Annotated in this window: 17 protein-coding genes; 9 read left to right on the top strand and 8 right to left on the bottom strand. The window is 69.5% G+C overall.

The genetic code is table 11. The features are described from left to right. Positions 1–655: transposase family protein (locus tag K377_RS39855; protein WP_111668545.1), on the bottom strand; the 655-nt coding region annotated here is incomplete at its 3' end. Between the two features lie 62 nt (positions 656–717). Between K377_RS39855 and K377_RS39850 the strand changes: the two genes are divergently transcribed. The 5 genes from K377_RS39850 (at position 718) to thpR (ending at position 7,228) form a co-directional block, all read left to right on the top strand. Beyond that, entirely contained in the window at positions 718–1,068 is a 351-nt protein-coding gene (locus K377_RS39850) for a DUF6406 domain-containing protein (protein ID WP_237551509.1), read from the top strand. Positions 1,069–1,491: 423 nt separating this feature from the next. Continuing rightward, positions 1,492–3,486: an SUKH-4 family immunity protein gene (locus K377_RS39845; protein ID WP_161195035.1), complete on the top strand. Its 1,995-nt coding sequence runs from the start codon at positions 1,492–1,494 to the stop codon at positions 3,484–3,486. A 995-nt stretch (positions 3,487–4,481) separates the two neighbouring features. Then, complete coding sequence (locus tag K377_RS39835) at positions 4,482–5,135, top strand: DUF6357 family protein (RefSeq protein WP_111668541.1); 654 nt, start codon at positions 4,482–4,484, stop codon at positions 5,133–5,135. 43 nt (positions 5,136–5,178) lie between these two features. Then, positions 5,179–6,441: a DUF6357 family protein gene (locus tag K377_RS39830; protein WP_111668540.1), complete on the top strand. Its 1,263-nt coding sequence runs from the start codon at positions 5,179–5,181 to the stop codon at positions 6,439–6,441. A 157-nt stretch (positions 6,442–6,598) separates the two neighbouring features. Next, positions 6,599–7,228, top strand: a complete 630-nt coding sequence (thpR, locus tag K377_RS39825) for an RNA 2',3'-cyclic phosphodiesterase (protein WP_111668539.1) — start codon at positions 6,599–6,601, stop codon at positions 7,226–7,228. A 29-nt stretch (positions 7,229–7,257) separates the two neighbouring features. Here the strand turns inward: thpR and K377_RS39820 are convergent, their stop codons facing one another. After that, the gene (locus tag K377_RS39820) at positions 7,258–7,986 is read right to left on the bottom strand and encodes an alpha/beta fold hydrolase (protein WP_111668538.1); all 729 of its coding nucleotides are present in this window, start codon (positions 7,984–7,986) and stop codon (positions 7,258–7,260) included. A 150-nt stretch (positions 7,987–8,136) separates the two neighbouring features. On the opposite strand from K377_RS39820, the gene K377_RS39815 reads away from it, so the two are divergent. After that, the gene (locus K377_RS39815) at positions 8,137–8,523 is read left to right on the top strand and encodes a helix-turn-helix domain-containing protein (protein ID WP_111668537.1); all 387 of its coding nucleotides are present in this window, start codon (positions 8,137–8,139) and stop codon (positions 8,521–8,523) included. A 26-nt stretch (positions 8,524–8,549) separates the two neighbouring features. On the opposite strand, the gene K377_RS39810 is transcribed toward K377_RS39815, so the two are convergent. Further along, a complete protein-coding gene (locus tag K377_RS39810; protein WP_111668536.1) occupies positions 8,550–9,167 on the bottom strand; it encodes a TetR/AcrR family transcriptional regulator in 618 nt (205 codons plus the stop codon). A gap of 110 nt (positions 9,168–9,277) precedes the next feature. Between K377_RS39810 and K377_RS39805 the strand changes: the two genes are divergently transcribed. Continuing rightward, positions 9,278–10,240, top strand: coding sequence for a zinc-binding dehydrogenase (locus K377_RS39805; protein WP_111668535.1), 963 nt, complete (start codon positions 9,278–9,280; stop codon positions 10,238–10,240). Positions 10,241–10,348: 108 nt separating this feature from the next. On the opposite strand, the gene K377_RS39800 is transcribed toward K377_RS39805, so the two are convergent. Beyond that, positions 10,349–11,347, bottom strand: coding sequence for a 4,5-dihydroxyphthalate decarboxylase (locus tag K377_RS39800; RefSeq protein WP_111668534.1), 999 nt, complete (start codon positions 11,345–11,347; stop codon positions 10,349–10,351). 114 nt (positions 11,348–11,461) lie between these two features. On the opposite strand from K377_RS39800, the gene K377_RS39795 reads away from it, so the two are divergent. Further along, on the top strand, positions 11,462–12,103 hold the full coding sequence (locus tag K377_RS39795; protein ID WP_111668533.1) for a TetR/AcrR family transcriptional regulator: 642 nt from the start codon (positions 11,462–11,464) through the stop codon (positions 12,101–12,103). Between the two features lie 92 nt (positions 12,104–12,195). Here K377_RS39795 and K377_RS39790 read toward each other — a convergent pair whose 3' ends face one another. Both K377_RS39790 and K377_RS39785 read right to left on the bottom strand, forming a co-directional pair. After that, positions 12,196–12,972, bottom strand: a complete 777-nt coding sequence (locus K377_RS39790) for a polysaccharide lyase family 7 protein (RefSeq protein WP_111668532.1) — start codon at positions 12,970–12,972, stop codon at positions 12,196–12,198. Positions 12,973–13,164: 192 nt separating this feature from the next. Continuing rightward, entirely contained in the window at positions 13,165–13,896 is a 732-nt protein-coding gene (locus K377_RS39785) for an IclR family transcriptional regulator (RefSeq protein WP_220093197.1), read from the bottom strand. A gap of 176 nt (positions 13,897–14,072) precedes the next feature. Here K377_RS39785 and K377_RS39780 point away from each other — a divergent pair, with 176 nt between their 5' ends. Next, positions 14,073–15,062 (top strand): amidohydrolase family protein, encoded by a 990-nt coding sequence (locus K377_RS39780; protein WP_111668531.1) that lies wholly within the window; start codon positions 14,073–14,075, stop codon positions 15,060–15,062. A gap of 22 nt (positions 15,063–15,084) precedes the next feature. On the opposite strand, the gene K377_RS39775 is transcribed toward K377_RS39780, so the two are convergent. Further along, entirely contained in the window at positions 15,085–15,894 is an 810-nt protein-coding gene (locus K377_RS39775; protein ID WP_111668530.1) for an SAM-dependent methyltransferase, read from the bottom strand. A 24-nt stretch (positions 15,895–15,918) separates the two neighbouring features. Continuing rightward, the coding region (locus K377_RS39770; protein WP_181512763.1) for an alpha amylase C-terminal domain-containing protein at positions 15,919–16,794 on the bottom strand (876 nt) is incomplete at its 5' end.

Below are 16,794 nucleotides of genomic sequence, written 5' to 3'. Positions count from 1 at the left end.
CTGCCATGGCCTGCTCGCCGACACAACAGATCTTCGCGTGCGTGGTGTTGTGGCGCCGTTGCCATCGTTTGAGACGGCGCCCCTTGAACGGAACGCGGATGTTGCGAGCTGCACCCTGATACGCCTTATCGGCGTAAGCCTTGAGGTCGGTTTCGACGAGGGCGTCGATGATGCCGTGCTCGCGGGCCGCTGTCAGGTCATGCGCCGCACCGGGCAGCGCGGGCGAAGCCCACAGCGGCCGGCCGAACGGATCGGTCAGCACCTGTACGTTCATGCCGTGGTGCCGCTTCCTCCCGGAGTAGTAGGGCCGGTCGGCGGCGATCCGGTCGATCGGCAGCACGGTGCCGTCCAGGATCACGTACGCCTTCGAGCGGGCCGTCACCATCGCTTCGTCGAGCGTCGGCGCGATCACGGCAAGAACGTCGATCGCCTCGCGGACGTAGCGGTAGACGGTGGCGAGCCCGATACCGACCCCGGCGGCGAGCTGGGCGTAGGTGTCACCGCACCGCAGATGCGCCAGGGCGAGCAGGGCCTGACGGCCCGCGGTCAGCCGCCTCCACCTCGTACCGATCTCTTGCCTGCGGTAGGTGAGGTGCATGGCCAGGTACCGCAGAGTGCGGGTGGACAGATCGATCGCCGATGGGTAGACAAGCAAGCGAAGCTCCTGGTGGGGCACGGTGAATCTTGGTCGAGAAACCGTCTACCAGGAGCTTCTCCATGTTGCGGAACCGGCCAACTACCGGACCTCACGAACAGGTTGGAAGAGGCTCAGTACACATCATTGGAGGATTAGCGGTGGGTGGACCAGACACGATCGGCCTCTGGCACGGGATTCAGCGCAATACGGGGGACGCAAGCTTCGCGGTCATGGACATTTACAGGGACTCTGACGGTTCGGTCAGGGTACGGCTCGGGACCGTCGCCGCCGAGGAGCGGTCCCACACCCTCCGCGTGGGTGAGACCTTCCCCGTGGGCGACGAGACGTGGCAGCTCGCCGAATTGACGGGATGGCCGAGCGAGGACGACTGGATCGTGACGCTTCGACGCATCAAGTCCGCCCCGGCATGAGGCGACCCTCCCCCTCACTCCTCACCGATCGGCGGACTGTTGCGGGGAGAAACGACGAGGAGCCGTCCGACCTGGGGTGATGGGAGTTCCGGCGCTTCCGGCACACCTGATCAGCAAGGCATCTCTCACGTACACCCTGCCCCATTACAGTGGCGGACTCCGGGAACGGTGGCGACGAGGAGCGGCACAACTGTGGCATCGATGGGTATCCCTGCGGAAGAAGTATCCGATCGCGTGGGCGTCTGGTGGCGTGCGGGTGGGCGGGGTGGCAGTGTCGCCCATGTCGTCGCTCGGGCCGGGGCCGATATCGGGTCCGTCATGCGGCGGGTGCACGAGGACGTACCTGGGAGCGTTCTTGTCGATGTCGCGGGGCTCACCGCCGAGCAAGTGATGCACAAAGCCCTGAGTTCGCTGGGAGTTGACTTGTCACCCGGTGAGCGGGGCGGCGACTGGCGGTTCACGCTCGGTTCCTGGAGCGAAGAGCGGCTGCTGGTCCTCGTCAACTCCCATCGCGCCGGGCTCACCCGACGCTCGTACGAGCCAGAACGGTTGCTGCACAGCACCCTCCCCCTGCTGGCGCGCGGAAAGCTGGCCGTGCTGACCGACGCGCGACCCGAGTTGCTGCCGTCAGGCGCTCCGGCCGAGGCCGTCTTCCGGCTGGCCGAACCGACCGACCTCGCACCCGCTCCTGACCTGCCGGCCGCCCTGCGCGCCCTCGCCCTGGCGGAGCCGCGCAGTGTGCCTCTGCCCGTGTGGGCAGAGCTTGTTGCCGCCGTGACCGGCGAGACCGTAGCAGCGGGCGAACTCACCGAGGTGGCCCGGGTACATGCGGACGCCGTGCTGGTCGGGTCGCTCGGGGTCTCGTTCGTCGACGAGGCGGTGGCCGAGGTCCTACGTCACCAGTTCGACTCCGCGGAACTGACCCGCGTCAATCGGCACATGGTGACGTGGTTGCTGCGCACCTCCGCGGATTTCCGTCATCCGGAAGGGTGGGCCAAGGCCGGAGCCGTCGGGCTGTACGCGGCCACCGGGCTCGCCATGCACGCTGTACAGGCAGGCACGTACGAGGAACTCCTGCGCGATGGAGGCGTGGTGGCTCATTTGCCGCAGGCCTCGGTCATGGACTCGGCGCGCAGCCACAGCTTCATCATCCCCGGCAACAGCCCCGCCTCCGACGCCCTTCATCTGTGGAACTGGGGAGTCGTTCCGCGCAGTCAGGGTGAGTGGGCCTCCTGGCTGCACCTCATGGCCTGGTCGCGTGACGATCTCGCCCTCGCCTCCTCGGTGGCTTCGTCCGGTGTCGCACTTCCCTGGCGGGTGCGGTGGGCCCGCTGGCGACTGCCCGGTGGATTCCACGCACGTTTCCTCGAAGCGGGCAGGTTCATCAGACTGGCGGAAGTGCGCCGGCAGGGGCGGTCGGCCGTTGCCGGGTTGCAGAAGCGCGTGGCGGGCGGTTCGACGGACCCGTACGTCACCATCCGGGACGTGGAGACGGGTGAGCTCGTCGCCGGTCCGTGGGAGCAGGGGGAGATTCCGCAGGAACACGGCACGGAACTGACCTTGCCAACGGCGACAGCGACTGCCCCATCGGCCTCATCAGGCGCGCAGGGCAGCCAGAGCCCCGAACGACCCACTCGACTCGCCGAGTTGTTCGGTGCGTCTTCCCCTCCTCGGGACAACAGCGCGTTCCTGCTTCCCTGCGCCCCGCTTCTCGTGGGCGATGTCCTCGTGTTCGGGGGCGACCTGGGACTGCTCGCCATTCAGGCGGCGAACGGTGTGGACCCCTCTGTCCTCTCGGACACCTTCGGCTCCCGCCGGCAGCCGCTTTCCTGGGAGTACTCGGACGCCGGTCCCAGCACCCCTGTCGATGCCGCGCCTTCCAGCCACAGCGATCTGATCGCGCTGTTCGGCGAAGAAGACATCTTCGAGGCCGAACCCGAGGAACTGCCGGACGAGTTGACCCATCAGGGGACGCGCGACCTCTTCACCGACTTCGGTCTGCCGGACATGGACGAGGGCGGTATGGCGCTCCTCCCCTACGGAGACGGCGAGGTCGAACTCTTCGACGAGGTCGACTGGCCGGACGATGTCGAATCCGTGGCGGACCGCGGGCCCTTCTTCCAGATCGGTACGTGGATGGGCGGCGAGATCGTCGTCGACGGACCGACGGGGCACATCCTGCGCGTACCGACCGGCCCCGACGAGGAGGAACTGGCCGGGCTGCCCGCCGCACGGAGTCTGGAGAGCTTCCTCACCATGGTCCCTCTGTGGGTGACAGGGCTGCGCACCCGCGCCCTCCTGCCTCCGGGCAGCCCCGAGCGCGGACAGATCACGCACTGGGTCCTGGGTGCGCTGGCCGACGTCGATGCGGCGGGCGGAGAACAGCCCGCCTGGTCGTACGTGCTCCACAACGAGTGACACGGCTAGGACGAATGGCACGGTTGCAGCGAGCGACATGGCTGCGTCGGCGCGTCAGCCAGGCGATCAGGTCAGGCAGAGAGGCGTCCGACCAGCCGCTCGGACAAGTCGGGCAGGCTCTCGTCGATCCGGGCCCGCAGGTCTGGCAGGGGCCGGGGAGCCGCAGGCAGACCAGCGCGTCCGGAGTGGCGGCCAGGTCGTGTCGGTCGTCGATGCTCGTGCGGATCACGCTGACGGCCTGCTCGCCGACACCCCAACCCCCGCCACAGCCACAGCCACAGCCACAGCCACAGCCACAGCCACAGCCAACGGTGACAGCCTGCCGCAGGCACAGCCATGACCACCCTGCTGTGGCGCATCGTCGTGGCCCCCGCCACCAGCTGGCGCGCCTGGCGTCTCCACCGACGCAACACCACCGGACAGTCCTACGACACCGCCTGGCGCGCAGCTCGCCTCGACCACCACCCGGACGAAATGGTCTACCGACTCCACGGACACCAACCACCAGACCCAGACCCAGACCCCCACACGTAGCAACTCCCGCACAAACGGATGGCGAGCAGCGCCAACGTGGTGGTCGCCACAGTCATCCGGTAGCCGAGGACACAAGATCCGGACCAGTCCCCGACCCAAGGCTGCGCCAACTACCATTTTGCCTGTTCAGCATGGGTGCAGCTGCTGTACCACCAGCAGACGAAGAACCTTCTGGTGTCGTACAGCGCCCAGAAGCTCGGGTTCTTCTGGAGCTCCGAGTCGGGTGCCTGGAAGGAGCCATACCCTTCTGGGCACCCACGGCCCGTGCTGGTTCGGCCGTCTCCAGCTGTGTCATGTTCTCGTGCCGTCCGCGTGTCCTGTCGCAGGCCAGGTGATTGCGCGCCCTCGCTCCCCCGCAGCCCCGCCGCAAGAGCGCGCCGTCACGGTGAGTAGCATCCCCGGAATATCCGTCCGCCCTGGGCCGGCCAGGTCGGTGGATCACTTGTGGACGAAGGATGCTTATGGCCCGCCCCTACGCCCCCGGACCGAAGCACTTCGTCTTCGGGGTCGGTGACGGCAATGATCAACGGGTCTCCGTGGGCGACCCGCAGGAGGCCTACGTCGCGTTCTCGGCGTTCTTCCGTGATCGAGACTCTGGTACTTACACCATCGACGACGAACTGTCCGGGCAGAGCCTGATACTTGTGCCCGGGGACGCCGTGATCGCCCGGAGGAAAGACGCGGCTCAAGCTCGGGCGGAGTACCTCCGCGTCGAGAGGCCCAACCGCTACCTGCCGAGCGCGATGCTGTTCTTCGAGAACGGATACGCCGGCCTCGACCATTTCGGCCAGTGGTTCTCCGATCTCGCCGACCTCTCCGCCTCACCGGAGACTCGCGGTGCCGCCCTGGCCGCCACGATCACGACGGAAGCTGCGGCGATCGAGGAAGTAGCGCGCATCTGGGCCGATTCGGGCTACGTGGACCCGACCGACCAGTACTTCGTCTTCTTCGACTCACATGATCTTGACGACGACCGGGCTGAGCGGGCCGAACTGCTCAAGCTGATCGAGTTCCTCGGTATCGAGCGGGTCGATGCTCCGGCCGGTGCCGCCGAAGGCGAAGTCTGGGTGCGCACCGACCCACGCCTCGTCGTGGAATGCGCACGATGGTCGTGAACAGATGGTCTGGGCTGGAGCCGCGTCGGGGAGGGCTGAGCCAGTGAGGGACATCGTTTTCACGCGCCGGAGCGGCTGGATTCCGTACGTGATCCGTGAGGACGGCGAGCTGAAACTGATGCTCGGCGCCGGTGCCGATGCCAACCATGAGCCGCGTACGTTCACCTTCTCGATCAACGAGGCCCATCTCGCCGTGATCCAGGGGGACTTGGCCAGGCATCTGCTGTTGTGGAGCGCCGTCCTTCCTCTGTGCGACGCCGCCGGCACCAGGGGCCTACTCGACGAGGATGCCGCGGTCTCGCTCCTGGATCCGGTCCTCCTTGCCGCGCCCGCGGATGTCGACGCGCTCTTTCAACGCGTCCGGTGGGACAGGAACCGGCTCGTCGCCCACGGGGCCGACATCGGTCTGCTGGAACGCGGTCAGATGTGCGAGGCGATGCGCGGGGCGACCGAGACGCCGAACGAGAAGCGGGCCCAGGAACACCATGCGAACCGCCGGCGCAAGGAGCGCGGAGCAGCGCTCGGTCCGCTCGACGCCGCGATTCTGAAGTACACGGGCCAGTATCTGCACGGCGCGACGGTACCGAGGCGGATGCCCGATGCCGTCGACCCCGCGCTGCTGCCCGAGGCCCTGCGGGTGATCGCCACCGCGGAACGGTCCTGCGCCGGTATGGAGATCGGCCGTGATCCACGACGGGGCAACCGCGCCACGGACAGGCGCGACTGGAGTCGGATGGAGACCGCGGTGGAGGCGGCGGTGCGCCGATCGCACCCTGAGCTCATCGATGAAGCGGTGCGCACCGTGAGCTTCTTGATGTGCTCGGAGGCAGCGGACCGCTCACGGAACAGTCCCATGGAAGATGACGCGGCGGCTGTCGGCCGCCGCGCCGACAGCGACGAGGGGGCGGGGAAGACGGCGCTGTTGTTCACCGACGACAAAGGCACCGAGAAGAAGTGGGTGCGGGACGGTCCCCGCTCGGGTGCCGCGGAGTTCTGGGAGTTCGTCGGCAACCGCTCTGCCGCGGACAACGAAGTCTTCACCATCGAGGACGAGAAGCTGGGCGAAGGGATCCAGCTCCATTTCTACGCGGACTCCATGGCCCGGATCATGACGGTGCGCAGGGGCGGAGGCGGGTCGGATCCGGAGTACCGGGTCGAGTACACACTGGTTGACGGGATCCGCGAGTACCGGGACCTGGTGGGCACTTTCGTCCGCGGCGGTTACGCCGCGCTGGACCAGCACGGTCCCTGGATGTCGGATGTGGCCGAGTTCGAGCGCGCGCGTCGACGGCGCAAGGCCCGGTAGTCCCGGCGGGCGCCGGAGTGCCGGCAGGTGATGCGGGTGTCGGTCCGACAGCTCGGCCAGACGGTGAGGCTGTCGTCGATGAGGTGCCGGGCCGACGCCACGGCGGGCAGCACCGTCAGGTTTCGGCCCCGCGGACGCATGAGGTAGGAAGGCGTCCGTGACCGAACCGCCCCAGACCGCCACCCAGCACGCGTTCATCGCCCTCGCACCCCCCGACACCGCGAAGACCGAGCTGGCGCACGCGCTGCGCCCGGCCTACGCCGCGTACCCCGATCTGCGCTGGAACCGCATCGAGGACTGGCACATCACGCTGGCCTTCCTGGGCGAGCTGCCGGTGCAGGCCGTCCAGCGGCTTCGTTCGCCCCTCGCCGACCTGGCGGCCTCCCGTCCCTCTCTCGAACTGGCCCTGCTCGGTGGCGGACACTTCGACGAGCGCGTGCTGTGGAGCGGTATCGAGGGCGACCTCGACGGGCTCCACGAGCTGGCCGAAGCAGTGCGGGCGACGGTCAGGGGCTGCGGCGTCTCCTTCGTCGAGCGTCCGCTGCGTCCTCATCTGACGCTGGCCCGCGCCCGCCGCTCCGACACCGCGTTCGTAACGGCCGCCGTCTCCTGCCTCGACGGCTTCGCCGGGCGCCCTTGGCGGACCGAACGCCTCCATCTGGTCGGCAGCACCGAACGAGGCCACTCGGGCCCGCGGCGCTATCAGGACGTCGACGCATGGACCCTGGTCACCGCACAGGAGCAGCCCGCCCCGAAACCGCCGCTCCGGACCAACTCCGCACCGTAGAGCGCGTCGAAACCGGCTCCGTCCCTACGTCACTGGGCCGGTTCGAGGAGCAGGGTCGCCAGTTCCGCGGGCATGGTGATCATGGCGTCGTGGCCGGTCGGCAACTCCCGTACGCGTGCGGGCGAGCCGTTGGGCTGGGTCGCGGGGACGGGGCGTCGCACGATGCCTTCCGGCTGGGTGCCGACGCAGTGGATGTGCGTACGCGGGATCGACCTGGCGGCGGGATTGTCCAGCCGGACCGGCTGTTGCAGGCAGCGGACCGGGTGGTCGGAGAGCAGCGAGCGGAGCCAGGCCGCGTCCGTGGGGTCCGTGATGCCGAACAGGCCGAAGGGCGGGGGCAGTTCCGGCAGGGGCGGGATGCGCCAGGTGGCCGCGGATCCGGCAGCCAGGTCGATCAGGCTCTGGGTCACGGGCTGCACGTCGACGGCGGTCTCACCGTGCTCCGGGACCATGGCGTCGAGGTAGACGAGTCGAGCGATCCGCTCCGGTGCTTCGTTGGCCACGGACGAGATGACCAGCCCGGCGTAGCTGTGGCCCACGAGCACGACGTCGGACAGGTCCTCCTCGTGGATCAGCTTCAGCACGTCCTCGACGTGTGTGTCGAGGCCCACCTCGGGGCCGAGCAGGTGTGCCTTGTCGCCGTATCCGGTCAGCGAGGGGGTGAGGACGCGGTGACCGGCCGATTCGAGCGACGGGGCCAGCCGCTCCCAGCACCGGCCGTTGTGCCAGGCGCCATGGACCAGCAGAAATGTCGACATGAGGGAATCCAATTCGGGGCGTCGAGGCGCGGCATCATCGTGGTTCCTGTTCGTGCCTCGGTACTCTTCAGGAACCGTCATCATCGTGCTGCACCCGGGCACGTAGATCAATAAGGCACATTTCGGTGCCCCGGTTCCCTGGAGGTAACCATGAGCGGCCCGTCGGACCACGAGGCGATGCCCGAGGACCCGTGCCGGGCGCGCGAGGTGCTCGGCATGGTCGGCGACAAGTGGTCGCTGCTGGTCGTGCGCCGCCTCAGCGAGGGGCCGCGCCGTTTCACCGAGCTCAAGCGCAGCGTCGACGGGATCAGCCAACGCATGCTCACCGTCACTCTGCGCGGTCTGGAACGCGACGGGATCCTCACGCGAACGGTCCGTAACGTCATGCCGCCGCATGTCAGTTACGAGCTCACGCCGATGGGCCGGACCCTGCGCGAAGCCACCGCACCCCTGTTGGAGTGGAGCCTCGCGCACTTGGAGCACATCGGCGCCGCCCGCGCCTCCTACGACGCCCGCCCGGAGGATCCGTCGGCTTGACCTGTACGCGCCCCGTCACCCCTCTGTCAGGCGTGCAGGGAGACGCTGCCGGGAAGCGCCGCTTCCTTCTCCGGTGTGGCGCGGAACGCGTCGATCACGTAGGCGGCGAAGCGGCGGGAAGCCGCGACGCGGGCGGGGAGCGGCGCATGCAGGAGGCCCTGGTGCGCCGTCAGCATGAGGATCAGGTCGTCGACGACGAAGCCGGGGCGGAGCCGGCCGGCCGTCTGCGCGCGGCGGGCCAGTTCGGCGACCGCGTGCACCGTCCGTTCGCGATCGGCGGCGAAGTCCATGCTCTCGGGGAAGGCCGCCATGAAGGCATCGGCGAAGCCGCGGCTGTGCGCGTGCAGATCGCAGATCCGCACGATCAGGCTCTGGAAGCCGTGCCACGGGTCCGGGTCGGCCAGGGCGTCCCTGACCGCGGTGCGGCAGGCCCGGCGCTGCTCGGTGAACGTCTCCGCGATGAGCTGTTGCTTCGTCGGAAAATGCCGGTACAGCGTGGCCGGGCTGAGGGCCGCGTGCCGGGCGACGTCGCGCACGGGCGCGTCCAGGCCCTGCTCGCCGAACACCGCACGCGCCGCCTCCAGGAGGCGGGCCCGGTTGTCGCGGGCGTCCGAGCGCGCGGTGCGAGGCAATTGACCGGTCATCGTCTCTCACTTCAGCCAGGCGGGCGGAATCGCCCGTTACGGTCCGATGGTCGTGCTGCCCACGGTCGCAGCAGTCGTGTCCCGTCCGCCCGCCGGCCCGAGGAGCAACAGTGAAAGCAGTCAGCATCAAGACGTTCGGGGACCCGGACGGTCTGCGGGTCGTCGACCTGCCCGAACCTACTCCCGCCCCTGGGCAGGTGCGGATCGCCACGGAGGCCATCGGGGTGGGCGGTGTGGATGCCGTGATCCGCCGGGGGTCGCTCGCCGCCTACGGATTCCGGTCGGGTCACGTCCTGGGCAGTGAGGTCGCGGGGAGCGTCGTCGAGGCGGGGGAAGGCGTGGACTCCTCGTGGGTCGGGCAGCGCGTGTGGGCCTTCACCGGCCTGTCCGGCGGCTACGCCGAGCAGGCCGTCGCCGCCGTCGACGATGTGCTGCCGCTGCCCGCGGGGCTGACCGGAACGGCCGCGGTGGCCCTCGGCGGTTCCGGCGTGGTCGCCCACTTCGCTCTCGAACGAGCCCGTCTCGCCCCCGGCGACACGGTGCTCGTGCGCGGCGCCGCCGGCAGCATCGGGATCACGGCCGTCCAGCTCGCGGCCGGGCGCGGCGCGGGCGCCGTGGCGGTCACCACCTCGTCGCCGGAGCGCGGTGAGCGCCTGCAAGGGCTGGGCGCGACGCACGTCCTGAGCCGTTCCGGCGAAGGCGGCCCGGGGGCACCGGAAGGCTTCGACGTGGTGATCGACGTCGTGGCAGGCCCCGAACTCCCCCTCTTCCTCGATCGGTTGAACCCCAACGGGCGGTACGTGACCGTCGGCGTCGTCGGCGGACCTCCGCCGGCCGACTTCGGTATGCGACTGATGGACGCCTTCCGCACGTCGCTGTCGTTCTCGACCTTCAGCTCCGACACCGTGCCCGGCCCCGAGCGACAGGCCGTGCGCGCGTCCCAGTTCGCCGATGCCGCACGCGGAGACCTGCGCACCGTGGTGCACGAGGTGCTGCCTCTGGAGCAGGCGGCGCAGGCCCACCGCAGGATGGACGACGGAGAGGTGTTCGGGCGGATCGTGCTGGCACCCTGAGCGGTCCCGGCCGAAGACCTCGTGCCGGCCGACGGTACGCGAGAAGTGACGGCCGGAGATCTCGGCGTACCGCCCTCGCGGCCCCGTCCGCGTGCGGTACAGGAACTCCTAGGTGTCGAGCAGGCCGGGGACGAAGATGTCGTCGGAGGTCAGCAGCCGTCGGGACAGGCCCTGTTCATGGTGGTAGCGCAGGAAGGTGTCGACGGCCTTCCGGTTGGCGTCGAGACCGTACGGCCACCAGTCCTCGCCGAGCAGAGCGCGGTTCTCCGCGAACAGCTCGCTGAACCACGGGGTGATCACTGCCATGTGCTGCTTCGAGGCGTTCGCGCGGTAGTGGTCCTGAACGATCCGCTTGGCTTCGTCGAAGGCGCGGTACACCGAGGCGACGAGGCCGGGTTCGGCGGCGAGTTCCCGGCGGATCGCGACGACGTGCATCATCGGGAAGATGCCGGTGCGTCGGTAGTAGTCGCGTTCCACCGCTTCGTAGTCGACGAACAGCCGCCGGATCCTCTGTGTCGATCCGTCGAGCAGATGCTGTGGCACGTCGACGGACAGCAGGGCGTCGATCTCCCCTTCCTCGAGCATGGCGCCCAGCGTCTGGTCGCCCTCGGTGTGACGGACCCGCACGGCGTCGGGGACGGGCTGGGGGATCCAGTCGAAGGACGGGATGGGACGGTCGGTGCCGCCGACGACCCAGTCGATCTGCTCGGGCTTCACGCCGTACTCGTCGGCCAGGACGCCTTTCATCCAGACGCCCGGATCGGAGCCGTACAGCGCGAACTCGCCGACCGTCCTGCCCGCGAGGTCCTCCGGCCGCTCGATGCCGCTGTCGACGTTCACGAACAGCGCCGAGTGGCGGAAGTTGCGGTTCGGGAAGATCGGCAGGGCCAGGAACGGGGACTCGCGCGTGTCGAACGTACGCAGGAAGTACGTCAGTCCGAACTCGGCGATGTCCAGCTCTCCCAGTGCCATGCGGCGGAAGATATCGGAGATGAGTGGCGAGGTGTCCAGATGCGCGTCGACGCCGTCGATCGTGACGCGCCGGTCGAAGAGCGGCTCGGTGTGCTCGTAGCGGTAGACCCCGAGGGCGAGGTTCCGGACGCTCATGACGAAGCTCCCTTCTCACAGGCCACTAACGCGAATGACCTTTCACTTATAGAGTGGTCTCACCACCGGTCGACGTCAAGGCGAACGTCCATTCATTTTTGAGGAGTGCAGGCGATGCCCCGTATCACCGCGGAAAAACGGGAGGCGAACCGGGCGCGGATCGTCGCGGCGGCCCGGCGCTGCTTCTCGCGGGACGGTTTCCACCAGACTTCGGTGCCCGACATCGCCGCGGAGGCCGGACTGGCGGTAGGCGCCCTCTACCGCTACTTCGGCGGCAAGGACGAGATCATCCTGGAGATCGCCGGAGACGCCTTCCGGATGCTGTTCGCTCCCGTCGAGCGGCTCATCAGCACGTCGCGGAACGTGACGGTCGCCGATCTGGTCTCGACCGCGATCGATCCCGTCGCCGCCGGTGCGTCCGGCGGGGAGACGGAGTACGCCGTTCCTGACGATGAGCTCCTGCGCTGCGCGGTTCAGGCATGGGGAGAGCTTCTGCGGAGCGAGGCCTTGCAGCAGCCCGCGGAGTCTGGGTTCGAGCAGGTCCGTCGGCAGATCGCCGACGCCCTGCGCGCAGGTCAGGAGACGGGTTCGACACCAGCAGCACTGGACCCCGACCGCGGAGCGCGGGTGGTCATGGCGCTCCTCCACGGTTTCGTGCTGCAGCGCACGGCGTTCGGGCTCGAGGACATGGCCGGCTTCGCGCGCGACGCCCGCCTCATGCTGGGCGACGCCGGTCTGCTCCAGCAGGGTCATTGATCCGGCCGAACCTGTCCCTCCGTCAGCTCGACGCGGACAGCGCAGCGCGCCGAAGGAGCGGCGGCACCGCGCTGCCGTGGCGCGGGAGGCGGTCAGCCGTGCGAGACGTTGAGTCCGTAGAAGGCGACGCGAGCGCCCTTGGTCGTACTGCTCGACGAGGACTGGTTGTAGGAACCGGCCTTGAAGTACTGCTTGTACGGGAAGAACGACGAGGGTATGGGGTAGTGCGTGGTGCTGCCGTTGACGGTCACGTCGAGCGTGTCGCCGCCGGAGACGGCGATGGTGTAGCTCCACGTCTTGCCGACCGCCACGTGCCCCACCGTGTGTGTCGTCTGGCCGCCCGACGGGGAGTTCTCGGTGCCCACCACGATGTCGCCGCTCGACCGGTAGTACAGCTCGACCAAGGGCTTGGTCGAGCTTCCGCCGCTGCCGAGGTGGATCTGGCCGACGCACACGTTGGACGTGACGGAGACGACGCGCAGGGTCGCGTTCAGCTTGTGGCTGCCGCCGAGTGACCAGTCGGCGGCGCTGCCGCTGCGGTTCATCTCCCGCAACTCGGACCGGGCGTAGTTCGAGTTGGGGGTGGTGACGCCCTTCTCGGGCGCCCAGAAGGTCATCGCGCCGTCACGGGTGTCGGTGTAGAAGTACGAGTCCTGGAAGCCGTTCGCGCCCTGGAGGCGCGACGAGGGGATGGTGGTCGGGGAGCCGGGCGATCCGACGGGCTCCTGCAACTGCCACACGGACAGGTCGAAGTTGCCGCCGGGCGCCTTGCCGGGGTCGGCCGCGCTGGCGCTCGGTCCTCCGAGCAGGGCGAGGGCGGAGACGATGCCGACGACCGTGGCGGCGGACAGGGTTCTGGTGCGGTGCATGGGGGGTTCCTCCAGGGCTGAGACGACGGTTGCGTTCACGTATCTGAAGGCTGGGTTCACTTATGAACCTTGCGTGCGGTGAACGTAAAGGTCTGAACCAGCGCAGTCAAGAGGCTGAACGCCGCTGGGGTGGATGTTCGCGCGTCGTCGGCTCGGCCACGTGTCAGCCAGGCGCGACGCTCCCCCGCCCGGTCAGCGACCCGGGTCCTCCGCGAGCCGTCGTGACACCGCGCGTGCCGTCGCCCGGACGGCCGGTCCGTACCCGGCGTCGGGAAAGCCGGTGCTGGGGGCCACCACCGACAGGGCCGCGACCACCTCGTGGCCGTCCCGCACCGGGGCCGCCACCGTGCGCAACCGCCCTGGCCTGCTCTGCGCACCCGTGGCGTGGTCGCGGCGGCGCACATCGGCGAGAAGACGCCGCAGATCGCCCGGGGTCCCGATGCCGTCGGCGCCCTGCTCGGGAAGGAACCCGGCGATGACCCGCTCCTGCACCTCGGCCGGGGCGAAGGCGAGCAGCACCAGGCCGACACCGGTCGACGTCAGCGGTACCCGGCCGCCCACCCGGTAGTTGACGGGGCTCGCGTCGAGCGCCGAGAGCCGCTCGACCAGCAGCGCCTCGCCCTCGTCGCGGACCGCGAGCAGCACATGCTGCCGCGTCACGTGGAACAGGTCCTCCATGTACGGCATCGCCACCGCCCGCAGCCCGTGCCCGCGGGGCGCGAGCGAGGCCGTCTCCAGGAGGCGCAGCCCCACCACGAACCGGCCGTCCTCCAGCCGTTCCAACGCTCCGGCCCGCATGAGCGACCGCGCGAGCCGCAGCGCCGAGCTGCGCGGGACGTCGGCGCGCCGCGCGAGCTCCGCGAGCGTCTGCGCACGATGGTTGTGGTCGAACGTGCCGAGCAGCGCGAACGCCCGGTCGATCACCGGCTGTCCCTCGGCGGGGCGACCGCCCCGGCGAGCCGCTCCCCCATCTTCGGGAACCGCTGTTCCATTCATCGGCATCACCCGTGCCGGCGTAGGGCCGCGTTCCTACGGTGGCGGATGTGCCTCCTCACGGTCAGTGAGGCACCTGCGGCGCCGCCCACCAGCAAGGAGATCCCATGAGCAGGACCGGACTCGTCGACGTCCACGCCCACTTCGTCACCGACGGCTACATCGCCGCGGCCCGCGCCGCGGGCATCGACCACCCGGACGGCATGCCGGGGTGGCCCGAGTGGAGCGTGGGGAAGCAGCTCGACCTCATGGAGCAGGGCGGCATCGCCAAGGCCTGCCTCTCCGTGTCGTCCCCGGGCGTGTACTTCGGCGACGACGAGGCCGCCCGCGCCCTCGCCCGCGAGATGAACGCCTTCGGAGCCGACGTGCGGGCCGCCCACCCCGACCGGTTCGGCCACTTCGCGTCCCTCCCGCTGCCCGACGTGGACGGCGCCCTGACGGAGGCGGCGTACGCACTCGACGAACTCGGCGCCGACGGCGTCGCCGTCGAGACCAACCACCACGGCCGCTACCTCGGCGATCCGGCCTTCGCCCCGCTGTGGGCGGAGCTCGACCGGCGCGGCGCGATCGTCTTCGTCCACCCCACCTCGCCGCCCGGCGCGGACTCCGTGGCCCTCGGCCGTCCGCGCCCGATGCTGGAGTTCCTCTTCGACACGGCCCGCACGGCGAGCGACCTGCTGCTGAGCGGTGTCCTCGCCCGGCACCCGGGCATCCGCTGGATCCTCACCCACGGCGCCGGCGCACTGCCGCTGCTGGCCGACCGGATCGAGCTGTTCCGCCCGCTCCTCGACGGCGCGGCACTCGGCGGCGCCGACGCGGGCGCCACGTCCACGCCGGACACCGTCGAGCAGCTCGGCCGCCTCTGGTACGACATGGCCGGCACGCCCTTCCCGCGGCAGATCCCCGCGCTCGACGCGGCGTTCGGCACCGAGCGCCTGCTGTACGGCAGCGACTCCTGCTGGACGCCCCTCGAAGCGGTCCTCGCCCAGGTCGACTCCGTGGACGCGGCCGCGCAGCCCGCCGGCGAGACCTGGCGCGCCCTCACCACGCGCAACGCGGATCGTTTGCTCGCGCCCCGGTCCCGCCGACTTCACTGAGGCGCCGACTTCGCCGTCGAGGTCACACCTTGCGGGCCACGCCGCAGTACGCGACGTCCACGGCCTCTTCCACGGGCTGCATGTCGTCCGGGCGCCAGGCCGACGTGGCGACGATGCCGGGTTCCACGACGTCGAGGCCCGTGAAGTAGGCGGCGATGTCCTCCGGCGAGCGCAGGTGATACGTGTTGGCCGACTGCGCGTTGTAGGCGGTCACGGCCGTGTTCAGCGCGTCGTTGGTGTTGATCCCGTCGCTCAGGGCCACATAGCTTCCGGCGGGCAGCGCCTCCAGGAGCGTGGCGACCAGTTCCCGGGGCCGGTCGGCGTCCGACAGCTGCCCCATGATGCCGAGCAGGGTCAGAGCGACGGGGCGGCTGAAGTCCAGGGTCTTCGCCGCCTCGGCCAGGATGCGTTCCGGGTTGCGCACGTCCTCCGATATGTACGCGCACGCCCCCTCCGGGCTGCTCGTCAGCAGGGCACGGGCGTGGGCGAGGACCAGCGGGTCGTTGTCGACGTAGACGATCCGGCTGTCCGGCGCGATGCGCTGGGCGACCTCATGGGTGTTGTCGGCGCTGGGCAGCCCGGTGCCGATGTCGAGGAACTGCCTGATGCCGGCCTCGGCCGCCAGGAAGCGCACGGCCCGCGCGAGGAAGGCCCGCTGCAGCCGGGCCACGGCCGCGAATTCCGGGAAGGTCGACAGAATGGCATCGCCCACCTCGCTGTCGACGGGGTAGTTGTCCTTGCCGCCCAGCAGGTAGTTCCAGACACGGGCCGAGTGCGGGCGGTCCGTCTGCAGCCTGCTCTTCACATCAGCGTTCACATCATCCATGGGCATAGCTTCACACAGCGCAAGGCGAAGCTAGGCCAACTCTGCTGCTCCGGCGCCCTTTTCACCCCGCGAAACGGGCCCGGGCGCCAGCCACACGGCGGCCAGTGGCGGCAGGCTCACGGTGATCGAGGCCGCCAGGCCGTGCCAGGGGTGGGCTTCTTCGGGGAGCGGCCCGGTGCCGGCGACGCCGCTGCCTCCGTACGTGAGCGCGTCGGTGTTGAGGATCTCCGTCCACCTGCCCTGCGATGTGGCGGGAACGCCGAGCCGGACGTCGTCGCGCACGACGGGGGCGAAGTTGAAGACGGCCAGCAGCGGGGTGCCGTCGGCCGCGTGGCGCAGGAAGGCGAGGACGTTGGAGTCCGCGTCGTCCGCCACGGTCCAGGTGAAGCCCGCCGGGTCGTTGTCCTGTTCCCACAGGGCGGGATGCGCCGCGTAACGGCGGTTCAGGTCGCCGACCAGGCGCTGGATTCCCCGATGGTCCTCGTGCGCGGGCCAGTCCGACGCGAGCAGTCCCCAGTCGGGGCCGTGGGCTTCGGACCATTCGGCGCCCTGGGCGAACTCCTGGCCCATGAAGAGGAGTTGTTTGCCGGGGTGGGCCCACATGAAGCCGAGGTAGGCGCGGTGGGTGGCGCGCTGCTGCCACCAGTCGCCGGGCATCTTGGAGACCAGGGAGCGTTTGCCGTGGACGACCTCGTCGTGGGAGATGGGCAGCACGTAGTTCTCGCTGTAGGCGTACACCATCGAGAACGTCATGTCGTGGTGGTGGTACTTGCGGTGCACCGGCTCGTGGCTGACGTATTCCAGGGAGTCGTGCATCCAGCCCATGTTCCACTTCAGGCCGAAGCCGAGGCCGCCGTGGCCGCCGGGGCCGATGTCGTGGGTGGCGCGGGTGACGCCGTCCCAGGC

It is taken from the genome of Streptomyces sp. PsTaAH-137, from assembly GCF_003259365.1.
Taxonomy (GTDB): Bacteria; Actinomycetota; Actinomycetes; order Streptomycetales; family Streptomycetaceae; genus Streptomyces.
The sequence above is the reverse complement of the archived record's forward strand: the minus strand, read 5'-3'. Positions and strand labels throughout refer to the sequence as shown.